This is a genomic window from Bradyrhizobium sp. Arg237L (genome assembly GCF_029990105.1).
In the GTDB taxonomy this organism is placed as follows: Bacteria; Pseudomonadota; Alphaproteobacteria; order Rhizobiales; family Xanthobacteraceae; genus Bradyrhizobium.
Window position 1 is genome coordinate 23,655 of the sequence record NZ_JAQMIL010000058.1, and the last position, 24,153, is coordinate 47,807.

The following is a 24,153-nucleotide window of genomic DNA, read 5'->3' on the forward strand; positions in this document are numbered from 1 at the left end:
GATGACGGTGGGACCATGATGCGCGGAGACTCCCCCTCACCCGGATCGCATCTGCGATGCGATCCGACCTCTCCTGCAAGCGGGGCGAGGTATATAGCGGAGCCGCTTAGTACCCGACCTGCTCCAGCGCGTGCGAGATCATGTTCGGCGAGAGCGGCACCTGGTGGAATTTCAGCGCACCAAATGGACGCAGCGCGTCCTCGACGCCGGAGGCGACGACCGCGCCGACCGCGATGCAGCCGGCTTCGCCGACGCCCTTGACGCCCAGCGGATTGAGCGGCGTCGGCGTCTCCAGGTGCAGGATCGAGACGTTGGGAATCTCGGTCGCGTAAGGCACCAGGAAATCCATCAGGCTGGCATTGGCGAGATTACCGTCGGCCTGGTAGTCGAGATGCTCGTAGAGCGCGCCGCCGATCCCCTGCGCGATGCCGCCGAGCACCTGCCCCTCCACGATCATCGGATTGATCATGTTGCCGCAATCGTGGATGCAGACATACTTCCTGATCTTCACCGTGCACAGACCGGGATCGACTTCGATGATTGCGCCGTGAACACCATAGGCCCAGGTCGATCGCGACGGGCTGTAATAGTCGGTGGCTTCAAGTCCCGGCGCTTGGCCGTCGGCAAGCGGCGGGCCATCATGCTTGCTCGCTGGCGCGAATTGTGTCGCCGCCTGCGCGGCCTTGTTGAAAGCGTAACGTAAGGGATTGCTCGCAGTTGCGATCGCCGCCAGCGGCGCAAAGCGGTTCGAGCCCTTCACCCACGCCGCAGAGTCGCGCAGCTCGATCTGGTCAGGGTCGACATCGAGCATGTTGGCGGCGGCTTCGATCACCTTCTTGCGGACAGTGAGCGCGGTCTTGTGGATCGCGTTGCCACTGACGACAGCGGCGCGGCTCGCAAAGGTCGCCACACCCCAGTCGAACGCCTTGGTGTCACCCTCGACCACGATAACGTCCTGCGGGCTGACGCCGAGCTGATCGGCGACGATCTGCGCGAACACCGTGTCGTGCCCCTGCCCTTGCGTGCTGAGGCCGGTGTTGACATAGACCTTGCCGGTGATCGGGTGAATCTTGACGTGGCCACCCTCGTAGGGACCGAGGCCCGTGCCTTCGACGTAACAGGCGAGCCCGAGCCCGAGATAGCGTCCCTCGGCGCGCGCCTTCGACTGCTCGGCGGCGAAATTCTCCGCGCCAAGCTCGGCCGCGGCCATCGCCAGCGCCTTGCCATACTGGCCGCTGTCGAGCGTGACCTTGAGCCCATCCGCAAACAGCAATCCGTCGCGCTCATAGGGAAACTGGTTCTCGGCGATCAAGTTGCGGCGACGGATCTCGAAACGGTCGAGCCCGAGTTCCTCGGCGAGCTGATCCATCGCGCGCTCGATCGCAAAGCAGGCCTGCGGTCTGCCGCAGCCGCGATAGGGCGTCACCTGCACGGTCGGCGTATAGACCGCCTTGAACTCCACGAAGATGTTGGGGATCCGGTACGGGCCCGCGATCGAGGTGGAGGCGACCTGCGCCACGGCGATGCCATAGGGAATGAAGGCGCCGGTGTCGTGCAGGAAGAAATCGCGCAGCCCAATCACCTCTCCGGTCCTGAGCGCGGCGAGCTCGATGGTGTGGATCTGGGTCCGCTCCTGCGAGGAGCCCAGGAAATTCTCGCGGCGGTCCTCGATATATTTCACGGGGCGCCCAAGCCGCATCGCCGCCATCGGTACCAGGAGCTCGTCGGGATAGAACAGCAGCACCTTCTGCCCGAAGCCGCCGCCCACATCGGGGGCGATGACGCGGACCTTGTCCTCATCGAGCTCGAACACGGACGCAAGCCCGCCGCGCACCGAGATCGGCGCCTGCGTGCCGTCCCATACTGTGAGTTCACCGGATACCGCATCCCAGCGCGCCGCGACCGCGCGGCATTCCATCGGCGCTGCTGTCGAGCGGTCGACCTGCACGGTGATCTTGGTGACGTGCTCAGCGCGTGCAAAAGCGTCGTCCGGATCGCCGCTGGTCTGGATGAAATGCGCCGCCAGATTGTTCGGCACGTCGGCATGCACAAGCGGCGCGTCGTCGGTCAGCGCCTTCGCCAGATCCATCTCGAGCGACAATGGCGCATACTCGACCTCGATCAGGGCTGCGGCATCTTCCGCGGTATAGCGGTCGACCGCGACCACCATCGCCACCGTCTGCCCGACATAATAGACATCGCCCCGCGCCAGCGGACGCTGGGTCTTCGGATTCTTCATCGAAGGGTGCGGAATCAACAGCGGCATCTCGACGTCGAGCGCGCCGATATCGTCGCTCGTAAAGACCGCCGCAACGCCCGGATGGCGCTTCGCCGCCGACGTGTCGATGGAGACGATCTGCGCCCGCCCATGCGGGCTGCGCAGGAAGGCGACGTGCAGCGCATCCGGCAGCGGAATGTCGTCGACGAAGGCGCCCTCGCCCCGCAGCAGCTTGGGATCGACATTGCGCTCGACGCGCGCTCCGAACTGGCGTGTCGACATCAGGCCCGTCCGAGCAGTTCGGCGGCGCGGCGCACCGCAGCGATGATGTTGAGATAGCCGGTGCAGCGGCAGAGATTGCCGGAGAGCAGATCCCTGATACCCTCGTCGGAAAGATCAAGCTTTCCCGGCTCCTCGAAGCGGGCGACGATGTTCATCACCATGCCCGGCGTGCAATAGCCGCATTGCAGGCCGTGGCACTCCTTGAACGCCTGCTGCACCGGATGAAGCGTGCCGTCAGCGGCGGCGACCGACTCGATGGTGCGGATATCGTAGCCATTCGCCTGCACCGCCAGCGTCAGGCAGGAGCGGCCGGCCCTGCCGTTAAGGAGCACCGTGCAGCAGCCGCAGACACCGTGCTCGCAGCCGACATGGGTGCCTGTCAGCCCCAGTTCATGTCGCAGGAAGTCGCTGAGCAGCATGCGAACGCTGACGCTGCGGCTGACGGCCTCGCCATTGACCGTCATCGACACGTCGACTTCGGCATCGGCCGAGCGGTCGGGGATCGCGGCCTTCATCGTTCGCGCCATCAGGCGGTCTCCATCTGCGTGGCGCGTTGCGCGGCCGTCGTCACCATCCTGCGGATCAGCGTGCCGAGCGCCCTGCGGCGATAGGTTTGGGACACATGCGTCTCGTCAGGCTGCGTCACGGCCGCAGCGGAAGCTGCCACCGCGGCGTCGAGATCGGACGCACCGAGCACCGTGCCCGTGAGGGTATTCTCCGCCTCGTTCAGGCGCACCGGCGTATCCGCAATGCCGCAGGCCGCAAGCTGCACGCGCGACGCACGGCCGCCATCATCGAGCGACAGCACGCAGCCGACACCCACAATCGCGTAGTCGCCATGACGCCGCGTCACCTCGTCGAAGGCCCATCCCGCTCCTTTCGACAGCACCGGAAAGCGCGCCTCGGTGATGATCTCGTCCCGCTCGCGAGCGGTGGTGAGGAACGATTGAAAGAAATCCTCGGCCGCAATCTCGCGCTGCCCCGACGGCCCCTGCGCGATCACGGAGCCTCCGAGCAAGACCAGCAGCAGCGGCATTTCCGCGGAGGGATCGGCGTGGCAGAGACTGCCCACCACCGTGCCGCGGTTGCGGATCGGCACATGGGCAACATGCTGCATGACCTCAGCGACCAGCGGATTGACGCGCGCAACCTCCGCATCGAGTTCGAATTCGCGGTGACGCGTCATCGCCTTCACGACGATGACGTCGGCGCCGACCTCGATGCCACGCAGATCGGCCACATGCTGGATGTCCACCAGCGTGGACGGATTGGCGGCGCGAAAATTCATCGCTGGCAACAATGTCTGCCCGCCGGCGAGCACGACTGCATCGGGATCGCCGGCCAGAATGCTGATTGCTTCCTCGATTGATGTTGGCGCCTGGTAGCCAAAGATGGAGGGCTTCATCTGATCTGTTCAGCTCGCCAAAACTGCGGTCAGGATAGGTTGCGCGAAAACGCTGTCAACGAAGTGAAATGAGCACCATTTGCCTACAAATGAAGCATCGATCTGCCGTCGCGATTGAAGCGCGGTCGCAAAATCCGTCACAGCGTGCGGGCGTGCGCGGCGACCGCCTTCACGAACAGCGCAACCAGCTCATCCGGCTGCGAGAGCTGCGGCGCGTGGTCGCTGTCGAGGCCATAGACTTCGAGGCACGGCGACAGCTCCTGCATCTTCCGCTGCAGCGGCAGGTGCACCGAGCGATCCTCGCGCGCCTCGATATAAACGCGCGGCACGGTGCCGAAGCACTCCGGCGACAGCTTCAGTTGCGAGCGGCGGCCACCTTCGGGCTGCGGCGTCAGGCGACGCGCCGCGGCCTCGGCCAACGCGCGATCCGCCTTCTGGTAGAACACCTCGACCGCGGAAGCCGGGTCGATGCGCGACAATAAACCTGCGTCATCGTAGGTGACACGCGCATGCGCGCCGCGCATCCATGGCTCAAGATAGCGCTCGTAGAACTGCAGCACGGACATCCCGTCAGGCAGCATGAACGCGCAGAGGAAGACCGCGAGCGCGATCCGTTCGGGCCGCAGCTCACAGGCCTGCGCGGCCGCCGTGCCGCCCATGCTGTGCCCGACCATGATGATCGGACCTTCGGTCCTGTCGATGACGTCGACAACATGCGCAGCGTAGCGTTCGAGATTGACCTGCTCGGGTGGCAGCGGGTTGTGGCCGTTGCCCGGCAGGTCGACGGCGACCGCCTCGTGCCCGAGCACTTTCAGGCGCGGGACGATGGTCTCCCAGGCCCAGGCGCCCTGCCAGGCGCCGTGGATGAGGATGAAGGTGTAGCGCGGGGATGGAGCACTCATGGCGACGACCGACTACTTGTAGGTCCGCTTGTACATCGCGCGCATATGCTCCTCGACCGTGATCGGCGGGTATTTCGGCTCCTCGCCCGGCGCAAGGCAGGTCGGGATGCATTCGACCTTGTGCGCGTAATTGCCGGTGTAGAAGAACGGCACCGAATAGCGCTCGCGGCCTGATACGTTGACCACGCGATGGAGCGTTGAGCGGTATTTGTCGTTGGTCCAGCGCGCGATCATGTCGCCGAGATTGACGACGTAGGTGCCAGGCACGGGGTCGGCATGGATCCAGCCGCCGGTCGCCTGGTCCCAGACCTGCAGGCCGCCGACATCGCCCTGGCGCAACAGCGTCAGCCCGCCGAAATCGGTGTGCGCGCCCGCACCTTTCTGATCCGGATTGCCGCCAGCGGGCTGCGGTGGATAGTGCAGCAGCCGCACGGTCGCCATCGCGTCGGTGCAATAACCCCTGAAATAATCTTCAGGCAGATCGAGCGACAGCGCGATGCCGCCCATCATCCGCGCCGATAGATCCAGCATCACGTTGAGATAGGCTTCCATCACCGGCTTGAAGTTCGGCCGCGACGACGGCCACTGGTTGGCGCCGTGATTGAACATGCCAGCGAGCACGCGCGGATCATCAGGCGCATGCTCGGGCCCGACATAGTAGCCTTCCTTGAGGTCGGGCGGCGCGCCGGCCTCCAGCGTCTGGCCCTGCAGCGGCTCGTAGCCGCGATTGGCCTTCGAGCGCGACTTGTCGACCTCGGCCTTTATCTCCGGCGATAGATCGAAGAAGGCAGCCGCCTCGGCGAAGACATCGGCGACGAGCTTTTCGTCGACGCCATGGTTGGAGATGTAGAAGAAGCCGTTGTACAGACAGGCGGCGCGCAGCTTGGCGGCAACCGCCTTGCGATCCGACAGGTCTGGCGACGATAGGCCGGAGATGTCGATCACCGGCAGACTGGACTGCGAAACCCGTGCCGCTTCGAGCATGTTGATTACCCTCCTTCGCGCGTCCGCCTCACGACCATGAAGCGCCACCCTCGCCCACAGCATTTAGGTAGCGCGGCAAGTGCGATCACGCGCGCTGAAAGTTTCGGCAAAAATTGGCGTTTTCGGCCCAAAAAAGCATCCGAAGGCGAATCGGATCACACGGCAGAGATGCAACGGAGCCCTTCATATTCGCACGTGAGGGCCGACTGATCTTGTGATGACCGCAGGGGCGGAATCTTGTACTGGGAGTTAACGCTTCGCTGACTCTCTGTCGTCGCGAGCGGGAAGTCCCGGGAACCGTTCGGCAGCACGGCCGTTGTGTTCCCAACTAAACAAGAAAAGGAGCAAGCCGTGAACATGCGTAGGATTTTCTTGATGGCCGCCGCCACAGCGCTGACGATATCGGCATCCCTACCTGTTCGAGCCGCGCCGATGATGCCGTCCCCGATGGTACAGGAGTCTTCGGCACAGCAGGTGCAATACCGCCGCTGGCATGGTGGTCCCGGTTACCGCCATTATGGTTACGGCCGTCGCGGATATGGGGGACGAGGATACGGAACCGGCGCGGCCGTGCTTGGCGGACTCGCCGCCGGCGCCATCATCGGCGGTGCCATTGCATCCAGCCAGGCACAAGCCGCAAACGCCCAAGCTTACTGCGCGCAGCGCTTCCGCTCCTATGATCCCGCCTCGGGCACCTATCTCGGCAACGACGGTTACCGCCATCCCTGTCCGTAACGAGGCTTAGCCCCACACAAGCGTCATTCCGGGATGCGTGCATAGCACGCAGGCCCGGATTCGTGCTGCCTACGACGGAAAGTCAGCCGGCTCCACCTCGAGCCGATCGGCGTGCAGGGTCCAATCACGAACCCCGTGCATCTCGCAGAATTTCTGCTTGGCAACGTCCACTGCTTGCGCGTCGTCCGGGACGTCGAGGTCCACCGTGCACTGGCAGATGTCGCCGACCTGGCCGTTCTCGCCGAGCACATTTTTGTAAAATCGGGCAATGAAGCGCGCCATCCGCGTAGCTCCTCTTTTCCTCTGCTAGCTGAGCCAGCCCGCGAGGCCTCGCGTTGATCTCGCGCAAGCCGAATAGGCGATGACCCGAAATTGCAGCGCAGATCCCCACCAGGCGCGGAACCACAGGTGGACGCCGTCCTCCATGCCCGAACTTCCGCTTTCAAACGCGGCGGCATCAAAGCGCGGTGTGATTTTCGGAACGATGGGTCCGTGAGACCAGACGATTTCCGAGCGACGCTTGGCCACACTGCATCACGCCGCTTTCGAGGAACAGAGGACGTCATTTTCTCCCGCAGAGGCGCGTGAGAACACGTTATGCATCAAGATCAGCGGGCATCACCCGCGGATCATCCAACCAGATGCCTTTCGATTTCGCCGACAGGATGCTTGGTGAGATCCTTGTCGAACTCAGCCAGGATATGCCGTTTCACGTCAGCATGAAAGGCAACTCGAAGCTCCGCCAGGGTTCGCGGCGGGGCCACGACGACGAGGGCCTTTGCCTTGCCGCTGCGGATGACCTGCTCGGCGGCCGCCGCCACCTGTCGCGCGAACCGGTGCTCTTCGAGATCATGCCAGTCCACCGGCTCGACCGTACTTCGCTGCCCCGAACCCGGCTTCCTCGTGCGTCCGGGCCGCTCGCTGCCCTGATCATGGGTCGAGGGATTTTGCAGCTCAAAGACTCGCTCGGTCTTCAGATTGGGGAATTTCTCATCGCCCTCGTTGCGGAGGAACAGCGCTTTCCGCCCGTCGCCCACGAATACGATGGCGTCATGCGGAATCTTGAGTTTGCCCATGATGAAGCTCCGGTACTTGTCCTCAGTCTGCCGAACGGCGCGAAACGTGGTCGTAGCTGCACACGATTCGACAACGACAGCAGGCTATCTCGGTACCATTCTCCGCGGTTTGTTCTGGATCAAACCATCCGGATGCATCGCGCGTCATATAACGGCACCGGGCCGTGGGGGCATTTCGCCTCCGCGGGCCAAAACCTTGCGCTAGATCAAATCGTCCGATTGCAGATCTTCGACAAAGAGCGGATGAGACACTTCATCTTCGTCTGCCCCAATACCCATCTCAACGTTCAGCACAGCCTGGACGAGGAAGATAATACCGATCAGAACGAATTCACGGCGGTAAGCTGCCCCGCCTGCACGCGACTGCATTTTCTCAGCCGCAAGACCGGCCAATTGCTGGGCGCGGATTCGAGCCCGAAAAACTAGCCCTCATTCTAAGGATGCGAGCGCCGCACGGGGTTGTTCAGGCTGCGGGCAGATGCGTCAGATACTCATAAACGGCGCGAAGGTCGTCATCTTCCATCCTGCCGATCGGCTGCCACGGCATCTGATTGCCGAGGGTGTGACCGTTCGGATCGACACCGGTCCTCATGGTGGCGACGAACTCCTGGAATTTCCAGCCCTTTACGACATTGAGGTCGGGCCCTAGCGGCGCGAGCTGGCCGGGTTTGCCGCCGGTCAGATCCTTGCCATGGCATTCGCGGCAGTCTTGATACGAAATGAGATATTCACCGTATCGCGACGTGGGACCTTTTGGTGGCGCGGTAACATGTTCTGTTGAGACGGGCTTGCCCGTTGGCAGCATGCCCGCGCCCAACATCGCGATGCCCAGCGGGGTGAGACGATCGGCCGGATTTATCGTCTTTTCTCCCAGAGCAGGCAGACTGCGGAGATAGGCAATCACCGCTTTGGTGTCCTCGTCGCTCAGCTTTCCGGCATTGGTGTAGGACATGATGACAAGCCAGCGACCGTCAGGATCGACCCCGTTGCGAATGGCGCGGAAAATATCGCCGTCCGACCACCGGCTTAATTGCCCGACCGGCGTGAGGTTGGCGGCTATAAACGAACCGATCGGCAACGAGATATCCTTGCCGAGATCCCCGCCGCCGGTGAGCGAGTCGGTCCTGGTATGGCAGCCGCTGCAAAAGCTGTCCGCGATCGTCTGGCCGCGCCGGATTTGCTCCGCGGTCCCCGCAATCTTCAAGTCCACGCCTGGCGCACTGCGTGCGTGCAGCTTGAACAGTCCGATGGTCAGCAGCACGCTGATCGAGATGGCAATGACGGAAACCAAAGCCGCCAAACCGGCCCCGCCCCATTTGACAATTGGTTTCTTCGATCGCCAGCCACGAATACCTGAGCATGCCAGCAATCCCGCGATGACGACCAACGCCGCGGGCTCGAGCCATTCGAACATCCTGTATTGCCCCAAAGTCAAAATCGATGCATTGGACGATGAAAATGTCGGCCGCTGCAGAGGCTATGAGGCGCGCGATACGGAATAATTTCGAGACCGGCCTATCGAGTTACAGATGTAACCTGCGAGACGACGCACAACCTTTGAACCGGTTTGCGGAGCGCCAAACATCAAGGAACACCTGAGGGTTCGTATTCCCAGTCCCCTCGTCTAGTTTAGGGTGGATTAGCCAGAAAGTAGGGGCGTGGCGCGCCCAATCACGGCAGCGATGGCTAGTAGGAGCAGGATCGGACAAGGGATGGCCGCTTTGGGAAAGACGCCGGATCGGTACGTCGCCTAGAACACGCGTTGAACACTCAAAGCCAAGGTCCCGCCATGTCCCGGTTCCCAACTGGCGCGGCCACGCCCGCGTCCATCGTCGATGCCTTGAAAGCGGTAGCTGGTGATCCGCCAAAGGTGCGCGCGAGCTTTGCCAAGGGCCGTTGCGTTCGCGGCACCTATGCCCCGTCGGATCGGGCGGCGGAGATTACGAAATCCCCAAGTTTCACCAGACCGTCGCGCGTGCTAGCGCGCTTCTCTGTGGGTGGCGGCAATCCTCACATCGCGGATACAAACAACCTCGTGCTGCGCGGCTTCAGCTTCAGGCTTGGCGACGATCGCCATCGCTCGGATATTCTCGTGGAAAGCGCTCCGGTGCATTTTGCAAGGACGCTCGACCAGATGCAGGCGTTCCTCAAGGCGCGGATTCCGGGACCGGACGGCAAGCCGGATATGGCGAAGGTCAAGGCGTTCTCCGCCGCCAATCCCGAAACGCTGCATCAGGCAAACTACATCGCCGCGCGTCCACTGCCCGGGAGTTTTGCCGGCACGACCTATTGGGGAGTGCACTCCTTTCCCGCTTCGAATTCGAAGGGCGAGACGCGATTCATCAAGTTCATGGTCGTTCCTGTCGGCGGAGACATCACGCTGACCGAAGACGAGGCCAAAGCGAAGTCCGCCGACTTCCTGCATGATGACCTCGAAAACCGGATCGCTGCAGGCGACGTCCGGTTCAACGTCATGGCGCTGCTCGACCGTCCCGGCGATCCCACCATGGACGTGACCATTCGATGGCCGGATGAGGACAATCGCGAAGCGGTGCGGCTGGGAACGATCGTCATCACCGGTCCTGAAGCGAATGATGCGTGCGACGCGTCCATCTTCGATCCAGCAAATCTCGCCGAAGGCATCGGCCATCCGCCGGACGAGATCTTTGCGGCGCGCCACGCCGCCTACACCGTCTCACTGGCGAAGCGTCGCTGATCGGACGAGGCGCCCGGTATTATCCTTAAGTTACTTCTCGTCCGGGGCGCTGAGCGCTTCGCGACGCCACGCTCCCGGGCTGACGCCGACCACGGACGAAAAGACCCGCGTGAAGTGGCTTTGATTGGCAAAGCCGGCCGATATCGCAATCTCGGACAGCGGCAGGTCGCGAACAGTCATCAACTGCTTGGCCGCCTTCACGCGCTGGCGAAGCAGCCACTGGTGCGGCGGCAGGCCGGTGGAGATGCGAAATGCGCGTGAGAAATGACTGACCGAGAGGTCAAACTCCGCCGCGACTTGCTCCAATGAAATCTTTCCGGCGAGATCGGATTCGAGCCTTTCGCAGGCGCGCTTCTCCTGCCACGGGGCAAGACCGCCGCGGGCCGGTTCGGTGGCACGCTTCAGTCCGCCATAGGTCTGGGCGACGTGCGCGGTGAGCGCGAGCATCATGTGATCGACGAACAGCTGGTTGGTCTCGTCCGGCCGACGCAGTCCTTCCACCAGCGACGCACCGAGATGACGGACGACCGCGTCGTCATGGCCGATGCCCGGCTCGTAGGCCAGTTCACCAACGCGTGGTGCGCCGGCCTGCCTGGCGATGTCGTCGAGCGCCGAGCGCGGCAGATAGAAAAAGATGGAGTGGAACGGCTTATCGATCACGTAGCGCGGATCGCGCTTCAGGTCGTACAGATAGGTTGCGCCGCCGCGGACATCCGTCCTGATGACGCATCGTCCGCGCTCCCAGCACTCGCAGTCCGGATAATCGCGAAATTTGAGACTGACGAGATAGGCATCCTCAGAAGGCATCGAGCCGGAAAGACCTGGCACGGGATCGTCATCCCGGGTTTCGGTCACTGCGAGTTCGGCACTGCGCAACGTACGCGTGACCAGCGAGGGCGCCTCCTTCAGACGGAAGCGTCGCCCGAGCCCCTGACCGTAGGCGCCCGCCTGTCTCATATTGGTTGACCTCATCAATGGAATTGGACCATGCGAGTCATTGTCGTCCGCGAGGCCACGCTGGCATTATCGAGGATCAGTGAGCCACTGTCCACGCTCGCCCGGTGAATGCGTAGCCGTCCTGACAGCATACCGGACCAATCACGACAAAATGAATTTCAAAGCGATTTCAATTTGATTCGACCCTTGCGGCTTGGTCGCAAGAAACATTCCGCCCGACGAGGTGGCAAATCACGGCGCGATTCCAGCGTGCGTTTGTGAAAGAGCCGACAGCGCCCCCGACCGAGAGCGGGAAACGACTCGCTCAACGACCTTGTTCAACAGCGGCAAGACGATGGCGTTCGCGGCACATGATTACGACTTTTGTCGCATGAAAGCGCGCTACTGCGTCGCTTGGCCATCTCGATCAGAAGTTCGGGCGACAAATCACAAAGTGTCGCAATGGCGCGCTTGGAGCAGGATCTGGCAAAGCATGGCCGCTTTGGGAAAGACGCCGGACTTTTACGGGCCTTAGAACCCATACCGAGCCTCGAACCCAAGAACGGCGCCAGACCGAAGAGCAGAAGCGACAGTCTATCCGCTGAACCTGCAAGACTAGACTCGCTGCGCGATATCCTCGTGCAGCACTTTCCAACATCATTGGAAGCATACGAGAGGCACTGGCTCCACGCCTCATTGTCCCACGACACGGCTGCGCGCAGTGAGCGCATGGCCTTTGGAATGCGAGCATACGTCCATGAATAAGCCGATCTTGCGCGATCCACGGCAGGATAGTCCGCCAGCCGCATCTGAGGCGCGCCAGAGCAACGCGCCGATTGCCGATGGGCGTCCTGCCGATGTGGAGATGGCCCGTGTGCTCGGGACCACACCATTTCGCATGGCGTTGGATCCCTCCGGTGCCGGGATCGCCCACTGGAAACATGAACCATTGCACGACGTCGTCGAGCCCATGACCGACCACGTCATCATGGCTTACAACGGCTCGATGCAGCGCATGGAGCGGCGGTCAGGACGATCGGTTGCGATTGGAACATTTCGTCCTGGGGTCGTGATAATCATTCCGGCCGGCTCAAGCTCCCGGTGGGACATTCCGAAACCTGTTGATGTCGTTCAACTCTATCTTCCGCCCACAACGCTCGAGCGCGTTGCCCGCGAAGCCGACACCGCCACACCGAGCGAGCTCCTGGAGCGAACGGCGCATCCCGACCCCATTACATCCCGATTGCTCTTGAGCGCGGCCGATTGCCTGGAGGGCAATGGGGCCCTGGATGCGCTGTTCAGGCAGCAACTCACGAATCTTCTGGCCACCCGCCTTCTGGCTGCGCACACGGGCTCGCCAACCACGTTTCAGCCGACCATGGGTGGGCTGCCGCCGAAGCTCCTGCTCCGTGCCATCGAGCGGTTGCGCTCGGACAGCGACGCGGACGTCTCTCTTGCTGCGCTTGCATCGGACGCTGGCCTGTCGCGCTTCCATTTCTGCCGTGCCTTCAAGGAAAGCACCGGGCTTTCGCCTCACGCCTGGCTGCGCCAGTACCGGCTGGAGCAGGCAATGAACATGCTGCGCAACACTGACGAATCCGTCGTGTCGGTCGCAGCGGCGCTTGGCTACGCCTCCCAGACCGCCTTCGCGGCGGCGTTCAAGAAGCTGACCGGCGAGACTCCAAGCGATTGGCGACGACGCATGCGCTAGCAGCAATCGCTCTGCAGGTACGGCAATCGCTCTGGGGCAGTCGCAGATCAGGTTCGTTACATCATCACCGTGCCCACGCCTACAAACGGACGGAGAGAAGCGATGGCCTGGAAGGATTTCGGCAGCTCACTTGCAATTACACGGCGACGCAGAGTCGTCGCGACCGCACTTGTGTACGGACTTTCATTGACCGTTCGCTTCACCTCAGCAGCGGGCGAGGGAACGGAATCATCGGCACAAGCTGCGCAAAGCACCAGTCCAATGATTTCCGGCGCCCAGATATTCTACAAGGACTGGCCTCCAAAGCCCGCTCTGCCGATTGTTTTTCAACTCGGCTGGCCGCTGGGTTCGAGAGGCTGCCGCGCGGCATGCGAGAGCGCCATGCCAATGTCGTCACGGCTGAATTGCCCCGCACCATAAGGGGCGACCATCTTCGTTTCACGTCTTCGCGTCGTCATCGATCGCAACAAGCTTTGGCGCCAATGGCAAGCGGCGACGACGCGCGCGCACGTCTAGGAAAACCCAACCACAGAAGAAGATCATATGAGACTTGTCATCATCGGCGCCGGCTTCGCCGGCATGTATGCTGCACTTTCCGCTGCCCGTCTGCGCGACATCCAGGGCGTTTCGCCCGAGGATTTGGAGATCGCGCTGGTTTCACCGGAGCCGACGCTGGTGGTTCGCCCGCGGCTCTACGAACCGAAGCCGGAGACCCTGACGGCACCTCTCCTGGATGTCCTCAACGCGATCGATGTTGTTTATGTGCAGGGCAGCGCCGAGACGGTCGACACCAAGTCTCGCACCGTGCAAATCGTCACGGCCAAGGGCGCACGAAAGACGCTCCCCTACGATCGCCTGGTCATGGCCACCGGCAGCCGGCTGTTCCGTCCGAATGTTCCTGGCCTCGCCGAGCACGGGTTCAGCGTCGATCAGCTCGAGGACGCGATCGCCCTCGACCGGCACCTGCGTGGTCTCGCGGATCGGCCGGCATCGAAGGCCCGCGACACGGTCGTCGTTGCCGGCGGCGGCTTCACCGGCATCGAGGCGGCCACAGAGATCCCCACACGACTTCGTGCGATCCTTGGCGAGGAGGCCACGCCGCGCGTCATCATCGTCGATCGAAACAATGCGATCGCCCCGGATATGGGCGCGGGTCCCCGCCCCGTCATCGAGGACGCACTGCGCAAGTGCGGCGTGGAGACCCGGCTCGGCGCCGGCGTCGCCTCGCTCGACAAATCCGGCGTCACGCTTTCCGATGGAGAACACATCGAAACCGCGACCGTGATCTGGGCGGCCGGCATTCGCGCCGCTCCGTTGACCGCGCAAATCCCCGCCGAACGCGATAATTTCGGCCGACTGCTTGTCGACCGCGATCTGCGCGTGCCGTCGGTGGCTGGCGTCTTTGCCACCGGCGATGCCGCGAGAGCTGCATGCGACGATGTCGGCAACTACGCGCTGATGTCGTGCCAGCACGCGACGCGGATGGGCGCCTTTGCCGGCCACAATGCCGCCGCCGAGCTCCTGGGAGTCCCGACCAAGCCATATCACCAGAAGGCCTACGTCACCTGCCTCGACCTCGGCGAAGCCGGTGCCCTCTTCACGCGCGGCTGGGAACGCAAAGTCGAAATGGTCGGCGAGCAAGCAAAGAAGACCAAGCAGGATATCAACACCGTCTGGATCTATCCGCCGCGAGCTGAGCGTGCCGCTGCGCTGGCGTCGGCCGATCCTGAGCGGGTGACTGACCTCTGAACACCTCACCAGCATTGACCGCGATTTCCACGCGGGAAGCACGCCCGCCCAGGATCGAGCGTCAAGATTGAACGCAGGAGTTTTCGAAGATGAACCAGATGATCCGCAACACTCAGCAGGAGACGAACATGAGCTTAGACACGACCGCACACTCCGTTCGATCGGGGCCAGAAGAGTTGGTATCGTCGCGCTACGCGCTGAAGGTCGGCGAGATTGACGTGCTGGTGGTCAGCGATGGAGTACTACCGCTGCCCACCAAAATGTTAGGACACAACGCCGACCCGGCCATCCGGGCGGCCTGGCTGAATGACATGTTCCTGCCGCCGGACGCTTTCGACTGGGCGCTGAACGCGGTCGTGGTGCGTAGCGGCGGTCGGACCATCCTCATCGACGCCGGACTAGGGGGCGACCCGGACTTGCACTTGCCGCGGGCCGGGCAGTTGATCAAGCGACTCGACGCCGCCGGCATCGATCTTGCGTCCGTGACCGACGTAGTGCTGACCCACATGCACATGGACCACATTGGCGGGCTGCTCGTCGACGGGGTGAAGGACCGGCTGCGTCGGGACCTGCTGATCCACGTGGCGGCCGCCGAGGTCAAATTCTGGGAGTCGCCCGATTTCTCCCACACCGCCATGCCGCCGGGGTTCCCGGACGCGCTTCGGTCGGCTGCCAAGCGGTTCACAAAAGAATACCACAACCAGCTGCGGCAGTTCGATGAGGAGCACGAGGTGGCGCCGGGCGTCGTCGTCCGTCGCACCGGCGGCCACACCCCCGGGCACAGCGTGGTCCGCCTGGCGTCCGGCGGCGACGCGCTGACGTTCGCCGGCGACGCCGTGTTTGCGGTCGGGTTCGAGCAGCCCGACTGGCACAACGGTTTCGAGCACGACCCCGAGGAGGCGGCGCGCGTTCGGGTCCGTCTTTTGCGGGAACTGGCTGAGACCGGCGAGATGCTGGTGGCCACCCACCTGCCATTCCCGTCCGTCGGTCGGGTCGCGGTGGACGGCGACGCGTTTCGTTGGGTACCGGTCTTCTGGGACTACTGACCGCTTGTTGGCTTAAATCCGAACTAGGGCGTGTGCTCACAACGTAAAGAGTTCACGCCCTAGCTCAATACGTCGCGACCACTGGCCGCCGAAACCGAAGCGATAGTCTATGCCCGCTTTGATCACATCGAACTTTTGGTCGATGTCCAACTGCTTGGCTGCCGGCGGTCTCCAGACCGACCACCTATGCGTCGATCAAGGCTTGCGCGATGTCTGCAATCAGATCGGAGGGGTGCTCGATACCGATGGACAGCCGGATCGTGGAGTCGAGCACGCCTATCCTTTGGCGGATGTCGGCCGGGACGCCCGAGTGGGTCATGGTTGCGGGATGGCTGGCAAGCGACTCGGTGCCGCCCAGGCTGACCGCTAGTTTCAGGATTTGCAGCGCATTCAGGAATTTGAATGCAGCGCTTTGGCCGCCGACAATATCGAATGAAAACGTGGAGCCTGCTCCGCTGCATTGCCTCGCGAACAGACGGCCGGCCGGGGAATCTTCTGCGTGGTGGGCAAGATAATGGACTCGCTCCACTTTGGGATGATCGCGCAGATAATCCGCCACGAGGTGCGCATTTCTGTCGGCCTTCTCCATCCGCAGGCTCAGGGTTTCGAGCGACCGGCTGATCATCCAGCAGGAATGGGGATCGAGCTGGGTGCCGATGGCGCCTCGCAACGCCCTGATGTCCTTCATCAGGGCCTTTGAGCCGAGCGCAGCACCGGCGATCAGGTCGGAATGGCCACCGACATATTTGGTCAGCGAGTACAGGGAGAGATCAGCGCCATGCTCGATCGGCCGCTGAAACAGCGGCCCGAGCAACGTATTGTCGCATGCGACGATCGGCGTGTGGCCCTGGACCTGGCCGATCAGCTCGGCGATACGGCGGATCATCGCGATATCGACCAGGCCATTGGTGGGATTTGCCGGGGTCTCGATGAAGATCATCGTCACTCGGCCGCGGCGCATGGCGTCCTCCGCCGCGTGCCTGACCGCGGCCTCGTCGAGACCATCGGCGAAGCCCACGGCGCCGATGGAGAGCTTTGCAAGCGTGTTTGCAAACAGTGTTTCGGTCCCGCCATACAGCGGTTGCGAATGCAGGATCACATCGCCGGGACGTGCAAAGGCCAGGATCGTGGTCGAGATCGCCGCCATGCCGGACGAGAACAGCGCGCAATTCTCCGTACGCTCATAGACAGCGAGCCTGTCCTCCACGATCTCGCTGTTGGGATGATTGAACCGCGAGTAGACCAAGCCCGCGCCCATCCCCTCGGGCGGTTCGCGCCGGCCCGCAACGAAATCGAAGAAGTTCTTGCCATCTTCCGCGGTCTTGAAGACGAAGGTCGAGGTCAGGAAGACCGGGGGTTTGACGGCTCCCTCCGACAATTGCGGATCGTAGCCGTAGTTCAGCATCAGCGTTTCCGGGTGCAGGGTGTGGTTGCCAATGCGGGTCTTCGACGGTTTCACCATGGCCTGCCTCGCTCCTCTTGGGGGAACATCTTACCCGGCGCCTGTCTACGGCGGTATGAAGGTCTCCTATGGCTATAACGCCAGAATGGCCAGATCGAGCCCGTCGATGCGGGCATAATTCGGCGGATGGCACAATCGAAGCCATCCGCCCTCGTCCTGATCGTCAGAACTCAGCGAGCCGTGAATCCGCCATCGATCGGAAGCGCAACGCCGGTCACGAACGACGCTTCATCCGATGCCAGCCAAAGGGCCGCATGCGCGACCTCCTCCGCTTTGCAGAGTCGTCCCATCGGGACGGACGCAAGCAGGCGCGCCTGATTGGCGGCGGCCTCGGCAGGGTCACCCGAACGCCCCGTAAATCCGGTCTTCATGGGCGTATCTGCAAGCCCGGGGCAAACGACGTTGACGCGCACATTGTCCGCGGCAAAACGTTGCGCCAACGACTTGGTCAACCCGACCACTGCGAACTTTGCCGCCGAATAGACCGGACTGAACATCGAGCCGACCAGGCCCGAGACGGATGCCGTGAAGATCAGCGATCCACCGCCCCGCTTGCGCATGTGGCCGATCACTTCGCCTGCCGCCAATGTAGCGGACGTAACGTTGAGCGCCATCGCGGTTTCATAGGCCGCCAGATCGAGATTCTCCACGCCGGCCGGGCCGGGAATTCCGGCATGAGCCCACATCACGTCGATGCCGCCGAGCAACGCGGCCGCATCGTTCACCGACCGCCGCGCCTCTTCCGGCCGCGACAGATCCGCCTGAACCGTTTCGATGGAGTGCCCAATGGCGCGCATGTCCGCGGAGAGCTGTGCCAGTGCATCGCGGTTGATATCGACGGCGACGACGTTGGCCCCTTCCCTCAGGAAGATCTCGACACCGGCACGTCCCATTCCGGATGCAGCAGCCGTTACCACCGCGAGCTTGTTCGCCAAACGCATGATCGTCTTCTCTTCTTGTTGGATTTAACGAGAGGTGCTGTGCTTGATTTCAGTTGGCATAGGCGTTCGGAAAACGCCCGGTCGTGCTGACCACCGTGGTGCGCGTTTCGAGATAGGAATCGAGCGCTTCGATACCGTTCTCCCGGCCCCAACCGCTGCTCTTGAAACCGCCATAGGGCGTCGACCAGCGAATGAAACGATAGGTGTTCACCCACACCATGCCGGCGCGAATCCGGCTGGAAACGCGATGGCCGCGTCCGATGTCCTGGGTCCAAAGGCCAGCCGTCAGTCCGTATGCCGTGTCGTTCGCGATTGCGATCGCCTGCTCCTCATCGTCGAACGGAATCAGCGCGGCCACGGGGCCAAAAATCTCCTCACGGGCGATCCGCATCTCGTTGGAGACGTTGGCGAAGACGGTTGGCTGGACGAAGTAGCCGTCTCCGTGCACGCCGCCGCTCAGCCGACCTCCGCCAGTCACCAGTTCAGCGCCGTCGGCCCGTCCGATATCGATATAGGACAGCGTCTTGGCGAGTTGCTCCTCGTGCGCCTGGGGGCCCATATGCGTGGCTTCATCCAGCGGAGGACCGACCCGCACCTGGGCCGCACAGCGCGCAAACTCTGCGACGACCTGATCGTAGATCGGCCTCTGAACCAGGACCCGCGAGCCGAGCGCACAGCTCTGTCCGCACAGCGTCCATGCTGAATTGGTGGCCGCGTTCAGTGCCTGTTCAAGATCGGCGTCGGCGAAAATGATATGGGGCGACTTGCCGCCAAGCTCGAAGGTGAAGCGCTTCATCGTGTCGGCACCGGCGCGCAGAATGACCTTCGCCGTTGCCCCCTCGCCGGTGAATGCGATCTTGTCGACACCCGGATGGGTGACGAGCCGTTCACCGGCGCCGTCCTTCCCGTAGCCGGGAACGATGTTGACCACCCCAGGCGGAAACCCGGCTTCGTCGAACAATTTTCCGAGTTCAAGCGAGGTGACCGGCGTCTGCTCTGCCGGCTTCAACACCACGGTGCAACCTGCCGCGAGTGCAGGACCGAGCTTCCATGCCGCAGCCATCAGCGGCACGTTCCATGGCGTAATCGCGCCGACCACGCCGACCGGCACGCGGGTGGTGAATGCGTGCACACTGTCGTCGAATGGAATGGTGCGGCCGGAATGCTTGTCCGCCAATGATGCCCACCAGTGATAGCCATATGTGTGGCCACCAATATCGGCACGGGACTCCCGCAGCGCGCGGCCGGAATCCGTTGTTTCCAGAACGGCAAGATCAGCGGCACGCTTCGCATAGAGGTCAGCGAACTTGCGCAGCAGCGCAGCGCGCTCGTGTCCGGGCATGCGCCCCCACGGACCGTTCAGTGCCGCCCGCGCCGCTGCGACGGCACGGTCAATATCACCGGGGCCACCGAAGGCGACGCGAGCCCAGGGGCGTCCCGTGGAAGGATCGATGCTTTCGAGAAAACCACCGTCTTCAGGCGCGACCCACGATCCGCCGATATAGAGGTGATCGTAGCGGGTGAGACGATCGGATTTCAGCACGGGATTGGTCCTCCACAGGTCAACGCAAAATCTCAGAGCATTCCTGCCATGCGGCTCGCAGCAGGCAGACGCGGCTCTCTCTTGAATCTCCGGCTCGATCGCGCCGTAAACTCACTTCACAAGGGGGCAGCCGCCGTCCTTGAGCGGACGGAATGCCGCTTCGGCCGGGATGGTCGACACGATCCGGTAGTAGTCGTAGGGCTTCTTCGATTCGCCGGGCGTCTTGACCTGGACCAGCATCATGTCGTGAAGAACGCGACCGTCCTCACGCAGCGAAGTCTTTCCGAATAGAGGGTCGTCAAACGTGCCGAGCTCGCGCATCGCTTTCACGACGGCGGCGCCATCACGCGGCGATCCCACCTTTGCGACGGCGGTCAGATAGGCCAGTGTCGCGGAATATGCTCCAGCCTGGTTCATCGACGGATAGCGGCCGTTGTTCCGGGCCGCGAAGCGCTCGCCAAAGCTCCTCGTCTTGTCGTTCAGGTCCCAATAGAACGCCGTCGTCAGTTGGAGGCCTTGTGCCGTCTTCAGACCAAGCGAGTGGATGTCCGAGATGAACAGCAGCATGCCTGCGAGCTTCTGCCCGCCCTGGATGATGCCGAATTCCGAGGCCTGTTTGATCGCCTTGATCGTATCGCCACCGGCATTGGCGAGCGCGATGATCTCGGCGCGCGATGCCTGCGCCTGAAGGAGGAAGGACGCAAAGTCGTTCGAATCGGTCGGGTGCTTGACGCTGCCGACGACCTTGCCGCCGTTCGCGCTCACGACAGCACTGGCATCGCGCTCCAGGGAATGCCCAAGGGCAAAGTCGGCGGTGACGAAGAACCACGTCTTGCCGCCGGCCTTGGTGATGGCATCGGCGGTACCGTGCGACAGCGCCCAGGTGTCGTAGGTCCAGTGCACCGAATTCGGCGTGCAGGACTTGCCCGTCAGATCCGACGTGCCCGATGCGGTGAACAGCGCGACTTTGTTCTGCTCCTGAACGAGAGGTGCGATGGCCAGCGAGATCGCGCTCGTCGGCAGATCAACGACAGCATCGACATTCTCCGTGTCAAACCACTTGCGGGCGATGCCCCGCGCCACGTCCGGCTTGTTCAGCGCATCAGCGCTGACAACCTCGATCTTGAATTTGTCGGATCCCGGCAGCTTGTTGAAATCCTCGACCGCCATCCTGGTCGCTTCGGCGGCTCCCATCCCCCCGATGTCCGAGAAGATGCCGGACATGTCCGCGAGCACGCCGAGCTTGACGCTGGTCTGGGCCAAGGCGGCCGACGCGGTCACCATGCACATCGACGCCACTGCCGATGAGAGCAAATTCCTGAATGCAGCCATGAAAGGTCCTCCCCGTGGGCTTTCGCTGACGGTGGCAGCCCCAACCCTCAACAAAATTCTTGATTGTGAATTAATAAGACACGTATATGAATTTCGAGTCAAGGCGTTTCGATCCGACCTCGGAGCCGAAGTCCCCGGGAGTTGCTGGCTCAAATTCCGGGACGAGCTTCCGGCTGAGCGGATGATGCTATGACCGTGGGGTCGCCAATCAGCGGCTGAGTGAGCGGGAGTTGTTGTTCGACGTCACGGAGCAACCAACCTTCGCGGAGAAGATGCGGGTTTCGTATGTTGGTCAGGCAGGCTGCTAACGTTCTCGAACTGCTGGAGTACTTTGCGCGCCGCAAACGACCGGCGACGCTGGCCGAAATCTCTGATGATCTGGGCTGGCCGCGTTCCAGCACCTTCAATCTTGTCGGCACGATTGTCGAAAAGGGATGGCTCTACGAGACGCGGGCGCGAAGCGGTTACTATCCAAGCCCGCGCTGGCTGACGCTGGCGCGCACCGTTGCGGACGCGGCGCCGCTTCCGGAGGTCGCTTATGCACTCGTGGCGGAAATTGCCAAGGAAACCGGAGAGACCACGGCGATCGCGGCCTTGGCGGGCACCTCTGCGATCTTCCTGCATGTCGAGGAATCCGGGCAATCGGTCCGCTACTTCGCTCAAGTCGGCGACCGGGTGCCCGTGTATGCAAGTTCGGTAGGAAGAGCCATCCTGGCGCAGCATTCTCCCGAAGAGCGGCGCGCAATCTATCGCAAGATCAAGTTCGAGCAGTTTTCCGAAACCACTCCCATGAATGCCGAAGCAGTGGAGGCTGAACTCGATATCGCCGCCAAGCGCGGGTATCATCAGAGTTCGTCGGAATACATTCCCGATCTGGCAGGCGTCGCGCTCTCCCTTCCGCTCAGTTCACGGCAGCTCTCGATCGTCGTTGCCGGACCGACATCTCGATGCCTGGAGCGAAGACCACTGACAGCGGCAACGATGCAGAGCGCACTGCGCCGCTTTGCGTCCGAGCTGGAATGCAATTGAGCGTTACGGAAGCGGCACCTCCGCGTTCAAGAGCGATTCGTGCCGCCGCACCAACTACGATGACCTGTTAGATGCCGCAACGGATGGCATACAGGTGATGGTATCGATGTTTTCTTGAAGGATCGATCGTCGTTGCGGCAAACGCTGCCGTCTGCTCAGAGCGGAGACAAGGTGCGCGCTACTTGCCCTTGCGGCGTGAGGCGCTCCTCGGCGCTTCGGTCGGCTTCGTGGTCGAGGCCGCGGCGCCAAACCGTTTGCGGTTGAACGGCACGGCGCCGGCTCCCGCGACCACCTCGACGTCTTCGAGATGCAATGGCTGGCCGCCGGCTGTCCGCAATTCTGGATACTCGATTGGACGTCCGACATGTCGGTCACGAAAAACCACTTGCGGGCCCTCCGGCTCCGCCAGCCAGTTGTCACCCCATTTCTTCAACGCAAGATAGGCCGGGAAAAAGTCGCGCCCTTTTTCGGTCAGAACATATTCGTATCGGCCGGCGTGCTCGGGCAGCGGCACACGAGCCATGACGCCTGCCTCGACAAGTCTCTTCAACCGATTGCTCAGGATATTGGGTGCCACGCCGACGTAGTACTCGAATTCGTCGAACCGCTTCACACCATAATAGGCCTCTCGCAAGATCAGGATCGTCCAGCGGTCGCCGACGATTTCCATGGCTCGCGCCATGGAACATTCCTTGTTTGCGAGACGGCTTTGCTTGACGCCGGACATGGCTCTTTTCAGCTCCGAACTCGACCCCCGTACCATATTGGGCCGAGTTCGCGTATGTCCAGTCTCAGTGTACCTTGGCTTGTTTCTCGGTGGATCAGGCCGCCTGACCTGGCTCGGTCTGCGGTTTGATGGCGATCTCAGGCTCTTGTGCGCGCCGATGTGTCACCAGTGCGCCGGCTTCGCTCAAGCGCTTCAATTCAGCCTCACTGACACCGAGTTCGCAGAACACCGCGACGTTATGCTCACCCTGAAAGGCCGGCGTCCCGATCGGCGTCAACTCTTCTTCCGAGAAGCGCCAGGGACGTCCGGGCAGGCGATAATGACCACCGCTGCGGTCGGATACGTATTGCACGGCACCCCAATAGTCGCTCCATTCCGATGCCGTGAGCTCCTTGATCGAGCGGATCTCGCCCATCGCGATCTTGGCTTCATCGAACTGGGCGTCCAAGGTTGCCATATCCGGGAAGGTCAATATCCACGACTGGATGATCTGGTGGAGCGCACCGAAATTCAGCCGGCGCGCGGCTGCATTGCAGAACCGCGGATCGTCGATGAGATCAGCTCGGCGCATCGCACGCAACCACGACGGAAAGGTCCGGCTGCCGACAATACTGGTCGCGACCGTGAAGTGCTCGCCTTGCGGCCCGGTAAAGAACGAGCAGTCGGTGGCGCCAAGCACGGCGGGTTCGGCTCCGATATCGTCATCGGCGAGATCGACATGCGCGCGTTCGTTGACCGCAAGCAGCGTCGCGGCCATCGCGACATCGATGTACTGGCCGCGCCCGGACTTCTGGCGGCTGTTGAGCGCTGCCAGGATGGCGATCACTGCCTGCAATCCAGCATAGACATCCGCGTGCGACAGGCTGTCGGTGCGCGGTTCCGTCAGCGCGCTGCCATAATGACGAACGCTGTTTTCGGTGAAACCCGCCTCGGCCTGCACCGTCGGCGCGTATGCCATCCGACTTCGCCACGGTCCTCCCTGGCCATAGCCGGTGATCGAGGCATAGATCAATCGCGGATTTCGTTTTGAGAGAGTCTCATAGTCGAGACCGAAGAAACCCAGCGTGCCCGCACGGAAATTCTCGACGATGACATCGGCTGTGTCGCAAAGTTTCAACGCCAGCTCATAGGCGCCGGGCACATTGAGATTGATGCTGACATTGCGCTTGCCGGCATTCTGCTGTGCGTAGTAGCCCGACATGCCGTCGGTCGACGGAAATGCGAAGCGCGAGACATCAGGGCTTGGCGGCTCGATCTTGATGACCTCGGCGCCAAGATCCTGCAACGTCCGTGCGCATAACGGGCCGGCGAGCACACGGGAAAAATCGACAACACGGATTCCGCTCAAGGGGCCGCTCA

General features: G+C 62.4%; 22 protein-coding genes. 7 read left to right on the forward strand and 15 right to left on the reverse strand.

What is annotated here, in order from left to right; translation table 11 throughout:
- Positions 1-106: 106 nt before the first annotated feature.
- From cutA to OZ411_RS29775, 5 genes are all read right to left on the reverse strand, one after another.
- The gene (cutA, locus tag OZ411_RS29755; RefSeq protein WP_282530816.1) at positions 107-2,500 is read right to left on the reverse strand and encodes an aerobic carbon-monoxide dehydrogenase large subunit; all 2,394 of its coding nucleotides are present in this window, start codon (positions 2,498-2,500) and stop codon (positions 107-109) included.
- Positions 2,500-3,027 (reverse strand): (2Fe-2S)-binding protein, encoded by a 528-nt coding sequence (locus OZ411_RS29760; RefSeq protein WP_245475635.1) that lies wholly within the window; start codon positions 3,025-3,027, stop codon positions 2,500-2,502. The genes cutA and OZ411_RS29760 overlap by 1 nt, the downstream gene beginning before the upstream one ends.
- Positions 3,027-3,905 (reverse strand): FAD binding domain-containing protein, encoded by an 879-nt coding sequence (locus OZ411_RS29765; RefSeq protein WP_282530817.1) that lies wholly within the window; start codon positions 3,903-3,905, stop codon positions 3,027-3,029. Before OZ411_RS29765 ends, OZ411_RS29760 begins: the two co-directional genes overlap by 1 nt.
- Positions 3,906-4,042: 137 nt before the next feature.
- Positions 4,043-4,807 carry an alpha/beta fold hydrolase gene (locus OZ411_RS29770; protein ID WP_282530818.1) on the reverse strand — a complete coding sequence of 255 codons (765 nt, stop codon included), beginning with the start codon at positions 4,805-4,807 and terminating at the stop codon, positions 4,043-4,045.
- Between the two features lie 12 nt (positions 4,808-4,819).
- On the reverse strand, positions 4,820-5,791 hold the full coding sequence (locus OZ411_RS29775) for a 2-oxoglutarate and iron-dependent oxygenase domain-containing protein (RefSeq protein WP_282530819.1): 972 nt from the start codon (positions 5,789-5,791) through the stop codon (positions 4,820-4,822).
- A gap of 375 nt (positions 5,792-6,166) precedes the next feature.
- Here OZ411_RS29775 and OZ411_RS29780 point away from each other — a divergent pair, with 375 nt between their 5' ends.
- Complete coding sequence (locus OZ411_RS29780; protein WP_245475633.1) at positions 6,167-6,526, forward strand: BA14K family protein; 360 nt, start codon at positions 6,167-6,169, stop codon at positions 6,524-6,526.
- A gap of 69 nt (positions 6,527-6,595) precedes the next feature.
- On the opposite strand, the gene OZ411_RS29785 is transcribed toward OZ411_RS29780, so the two are convergent.
- Both OZ411_RS29785 and OZ411_RS29790 read right to left on the reverse strand, forming a co-directional pair.
- Complete coding sequence (locus OZ411_RS29785) at positions 6,596-6,808, reverse strand: hypothetical protein (RefSeq protein WP_130576888.1); 213 nt, start codon at positions 6,806-6,808, stop codon at positions 6,596-6,598.
- Positions 6,809-7,155: 347 nt separating this feature from the next.
- On the reverse strand, positions 7,156-7,602 hold the full coding sequence (locus OZ411_RS29790) for a host attachment family protein (protein ID WP_282530820.1): 447 nt from the start codon (positions 7,600-7,602) through the stop codon (positions 7,156-7,158).
- Here OZ411_RS29790 and OZ411_RS29795 point away from each other — a divergent pair.
- Entirely contained in the window at positions 7,579-8,028 is a 450-nt protein-coding gene (locus OZ411_RS29795; protein ID WP_245475632.1) for a hypothetical protein, read from the forward strand. The genes OZ411_RS29790 and OZ411_RS29795 overlap by 24 nt on opposite strands.
- Positions 8,029-8,065: 37 nt before the next feature.
- Here OZ411_RS29795 and OZ411_RS29800 read toward each other — a convergent pair whose 3' ends face one another.
- A complete protein-coding gene (locus OZ411_RS29800) occupies positions 8,066-9,016 on the reverse strand; it encodes a c-type cytochrome (protein WP_282530821.1) in 951 nt (316 codons plus the stop codon).
- Positions 9,017-9,391: 375 nt separating this feature from the next.
- On the opposite strand from OZ411_RS29800, the gene OZ411_RS29805 reads away from it, so the two are divergent.
- Positions 9,392-10,318 (forward strand): catalase family peroxidase, encoded by a 927-nt coding sequence (locus tag OZ411_RS29805; RefSeq protein WP_282530822.1) that lies wholly within the window; start codon positions 9,392-9,394, stop codon positions 10,316-10,318.
- Between the two features lie 30 nt (positions 10,319-10,348).
- On the opposite strand, the gene OZ411_RS29810 is transcribed toward OZ411_RS29805, so the two are convergent.
- Positions 10,349-11,275, reverse strand: coding sequence for an AraC family transcriptional regulator (locus OZ411_RS29810; protein WP_282530823.1), 927 nt, complete (start codon positions 11,273-11,275; stop codon positions 10,349-10,351).
- 736 nt (positions 11,276-12,011) lie between these two features.
- Between OZ411_RS29810 and OZ411_RS29815 the strand changes: the two genes are divergently transcribed.
- The 3 genes from OZ411_RS29815 to OZ411_RS29825 all read left to right on the forward strand — a co-directional run bounded on the left by OZ411_RS29815 (position 12,012) and on the right by OZ411_RS29825 (position 15,760).
- Positions 12,012-12,965, forward strand: coding sequence for an AraC family transcriptional regulator (locus OZ411_RS29815; protein WP_282530824.1), 954 nt, complete (start codon positions 12,012-12,014; stop codon positions 12,963-12,965).
- A gap of 543 nt (positions 12,966-13,508) precedes the next feature.
- A complete protein-coding gene (locus tag OZ411_RS29820; protein WP_282530825.1) occupies positions 13,509-14,714 on the forward strand; it encodes an NAD(P)/FAD-dependent oxidoreductase in 1,206 nt (401 codons plus the stop codon).
- An 89-nt stretch (positions 14,715-14,803) separates the two neighbouring features.
- Complete coding sequence (locus OZ411_RS29825; protein ID WP_282530826.1) at positions 14,804-15,760, forward strand: MBL fold metallo-hydrolase; 957 nt, start codon at positions 14,804-14,806, stop codon at positions 15,758-15,760.
- 184 nt (positions 15,761-15,944) lie between these two features.
- Here OZ411_RS29825 and OZ411_RS29830 read toward each other — a convergent pair whose 3' ends face one another.
- From OZ411_RS29830 to OZ411_RS29845, 4 genes are all read right to left on the reverse strand, one after another.
- Entirely contained in the window at positions 15,945-17,222 is a 1,278-nt protein-coding gene (locus tag OZ411_RS29830; RefSeq protein ID WP_282530827.1) for a cystathionine gamma-synthase family protein, read from the reverse strand.
- 170 nt (positions 17,223-17,392) lie between these two features.
- Positions 17,393-18,163, reverse strand: a complete 771-nt coding sequence (locus tag OZ411_RS29835; RefSeq protein ID WP_282530828.1) for an SDR family oxidoreductase — start codon at positions 18,161-18,163, stop codon at positions 17,393-17,395.
- A 49-nt stretch (positions 18,164-18,212) separates the two neighbouring features.
- Entirely contained in the window at positions 18,213-19,706 is a 1,494-nt protein-coding gene (locus tag OZ411_RS29840; protein WP_282530829.1) for an aldehyde dehydrogenase, read from the reverse strand.
- 111 nt (positions 19,707-19,817) lie between these two features.
- Positions 19,818-21,038: an ABC transporter substrate-binding protein gene (locus OZ411_RS29845; RefSeq protein WP_282530830.1), complete on the reverse strand. Its 1,221-nt coding sequence runs from the start codon at positions 21,036-21,038 to the stop codon at positions 19,818-19,820.
- 285 nt (positions 21,039-21,323) lie between these two features.
- On the opposite strand from OZ411_RS29845, the gene OZ411_RS29850 reads away from it, so the two are divergent.
- Positions 21,324-22,067: an IclR family transcriptional regulator gene (locus OZ411_RS29850; RefSeq protein WP_282530831.1), complete on the forward strand. Its 744-nt coding sequence runs from the start codon at positions 21,324-21,326 to the stop codon at positions 22,065-22,067.
- A gap of 178 nt (positions 22,068-22,245) precedes the next feature.
- On the opposite strand, the gene OZ411_RS29855 is transcribed toward OZ411_RS29850, so the two are convergent.
- Together OZ411_RS29855 and OZ411_RS29860 are read right to left on the reverse strand one after the other, a co-directional pair.
- On the reverse strand, positions 22,246-22,749 hold the full coding sequence (locus tag OZ411_RS29855; protein WP_130576875.1) for a helix-turn-helix domain-containing protein: 504 nt from the start codon (positions 22,747-22,749) through the stop codon (positions 22,246-22,248).
- 139 nt (positions 22,750-22,888) lie between these two features.
- Positions 22,889-24,142: a CoA transferase gene (locus OZ411_RS29860; protein ID WP_282530832.1), complete on the reverse strand. Its 1,254-nt coding sequence runs from the start codon at positions 24,140-24,142 to the stop codon at positions 22,889-22,891.
- Positions 24,143-24,153 lie beyond the last annotated feature (11 nt).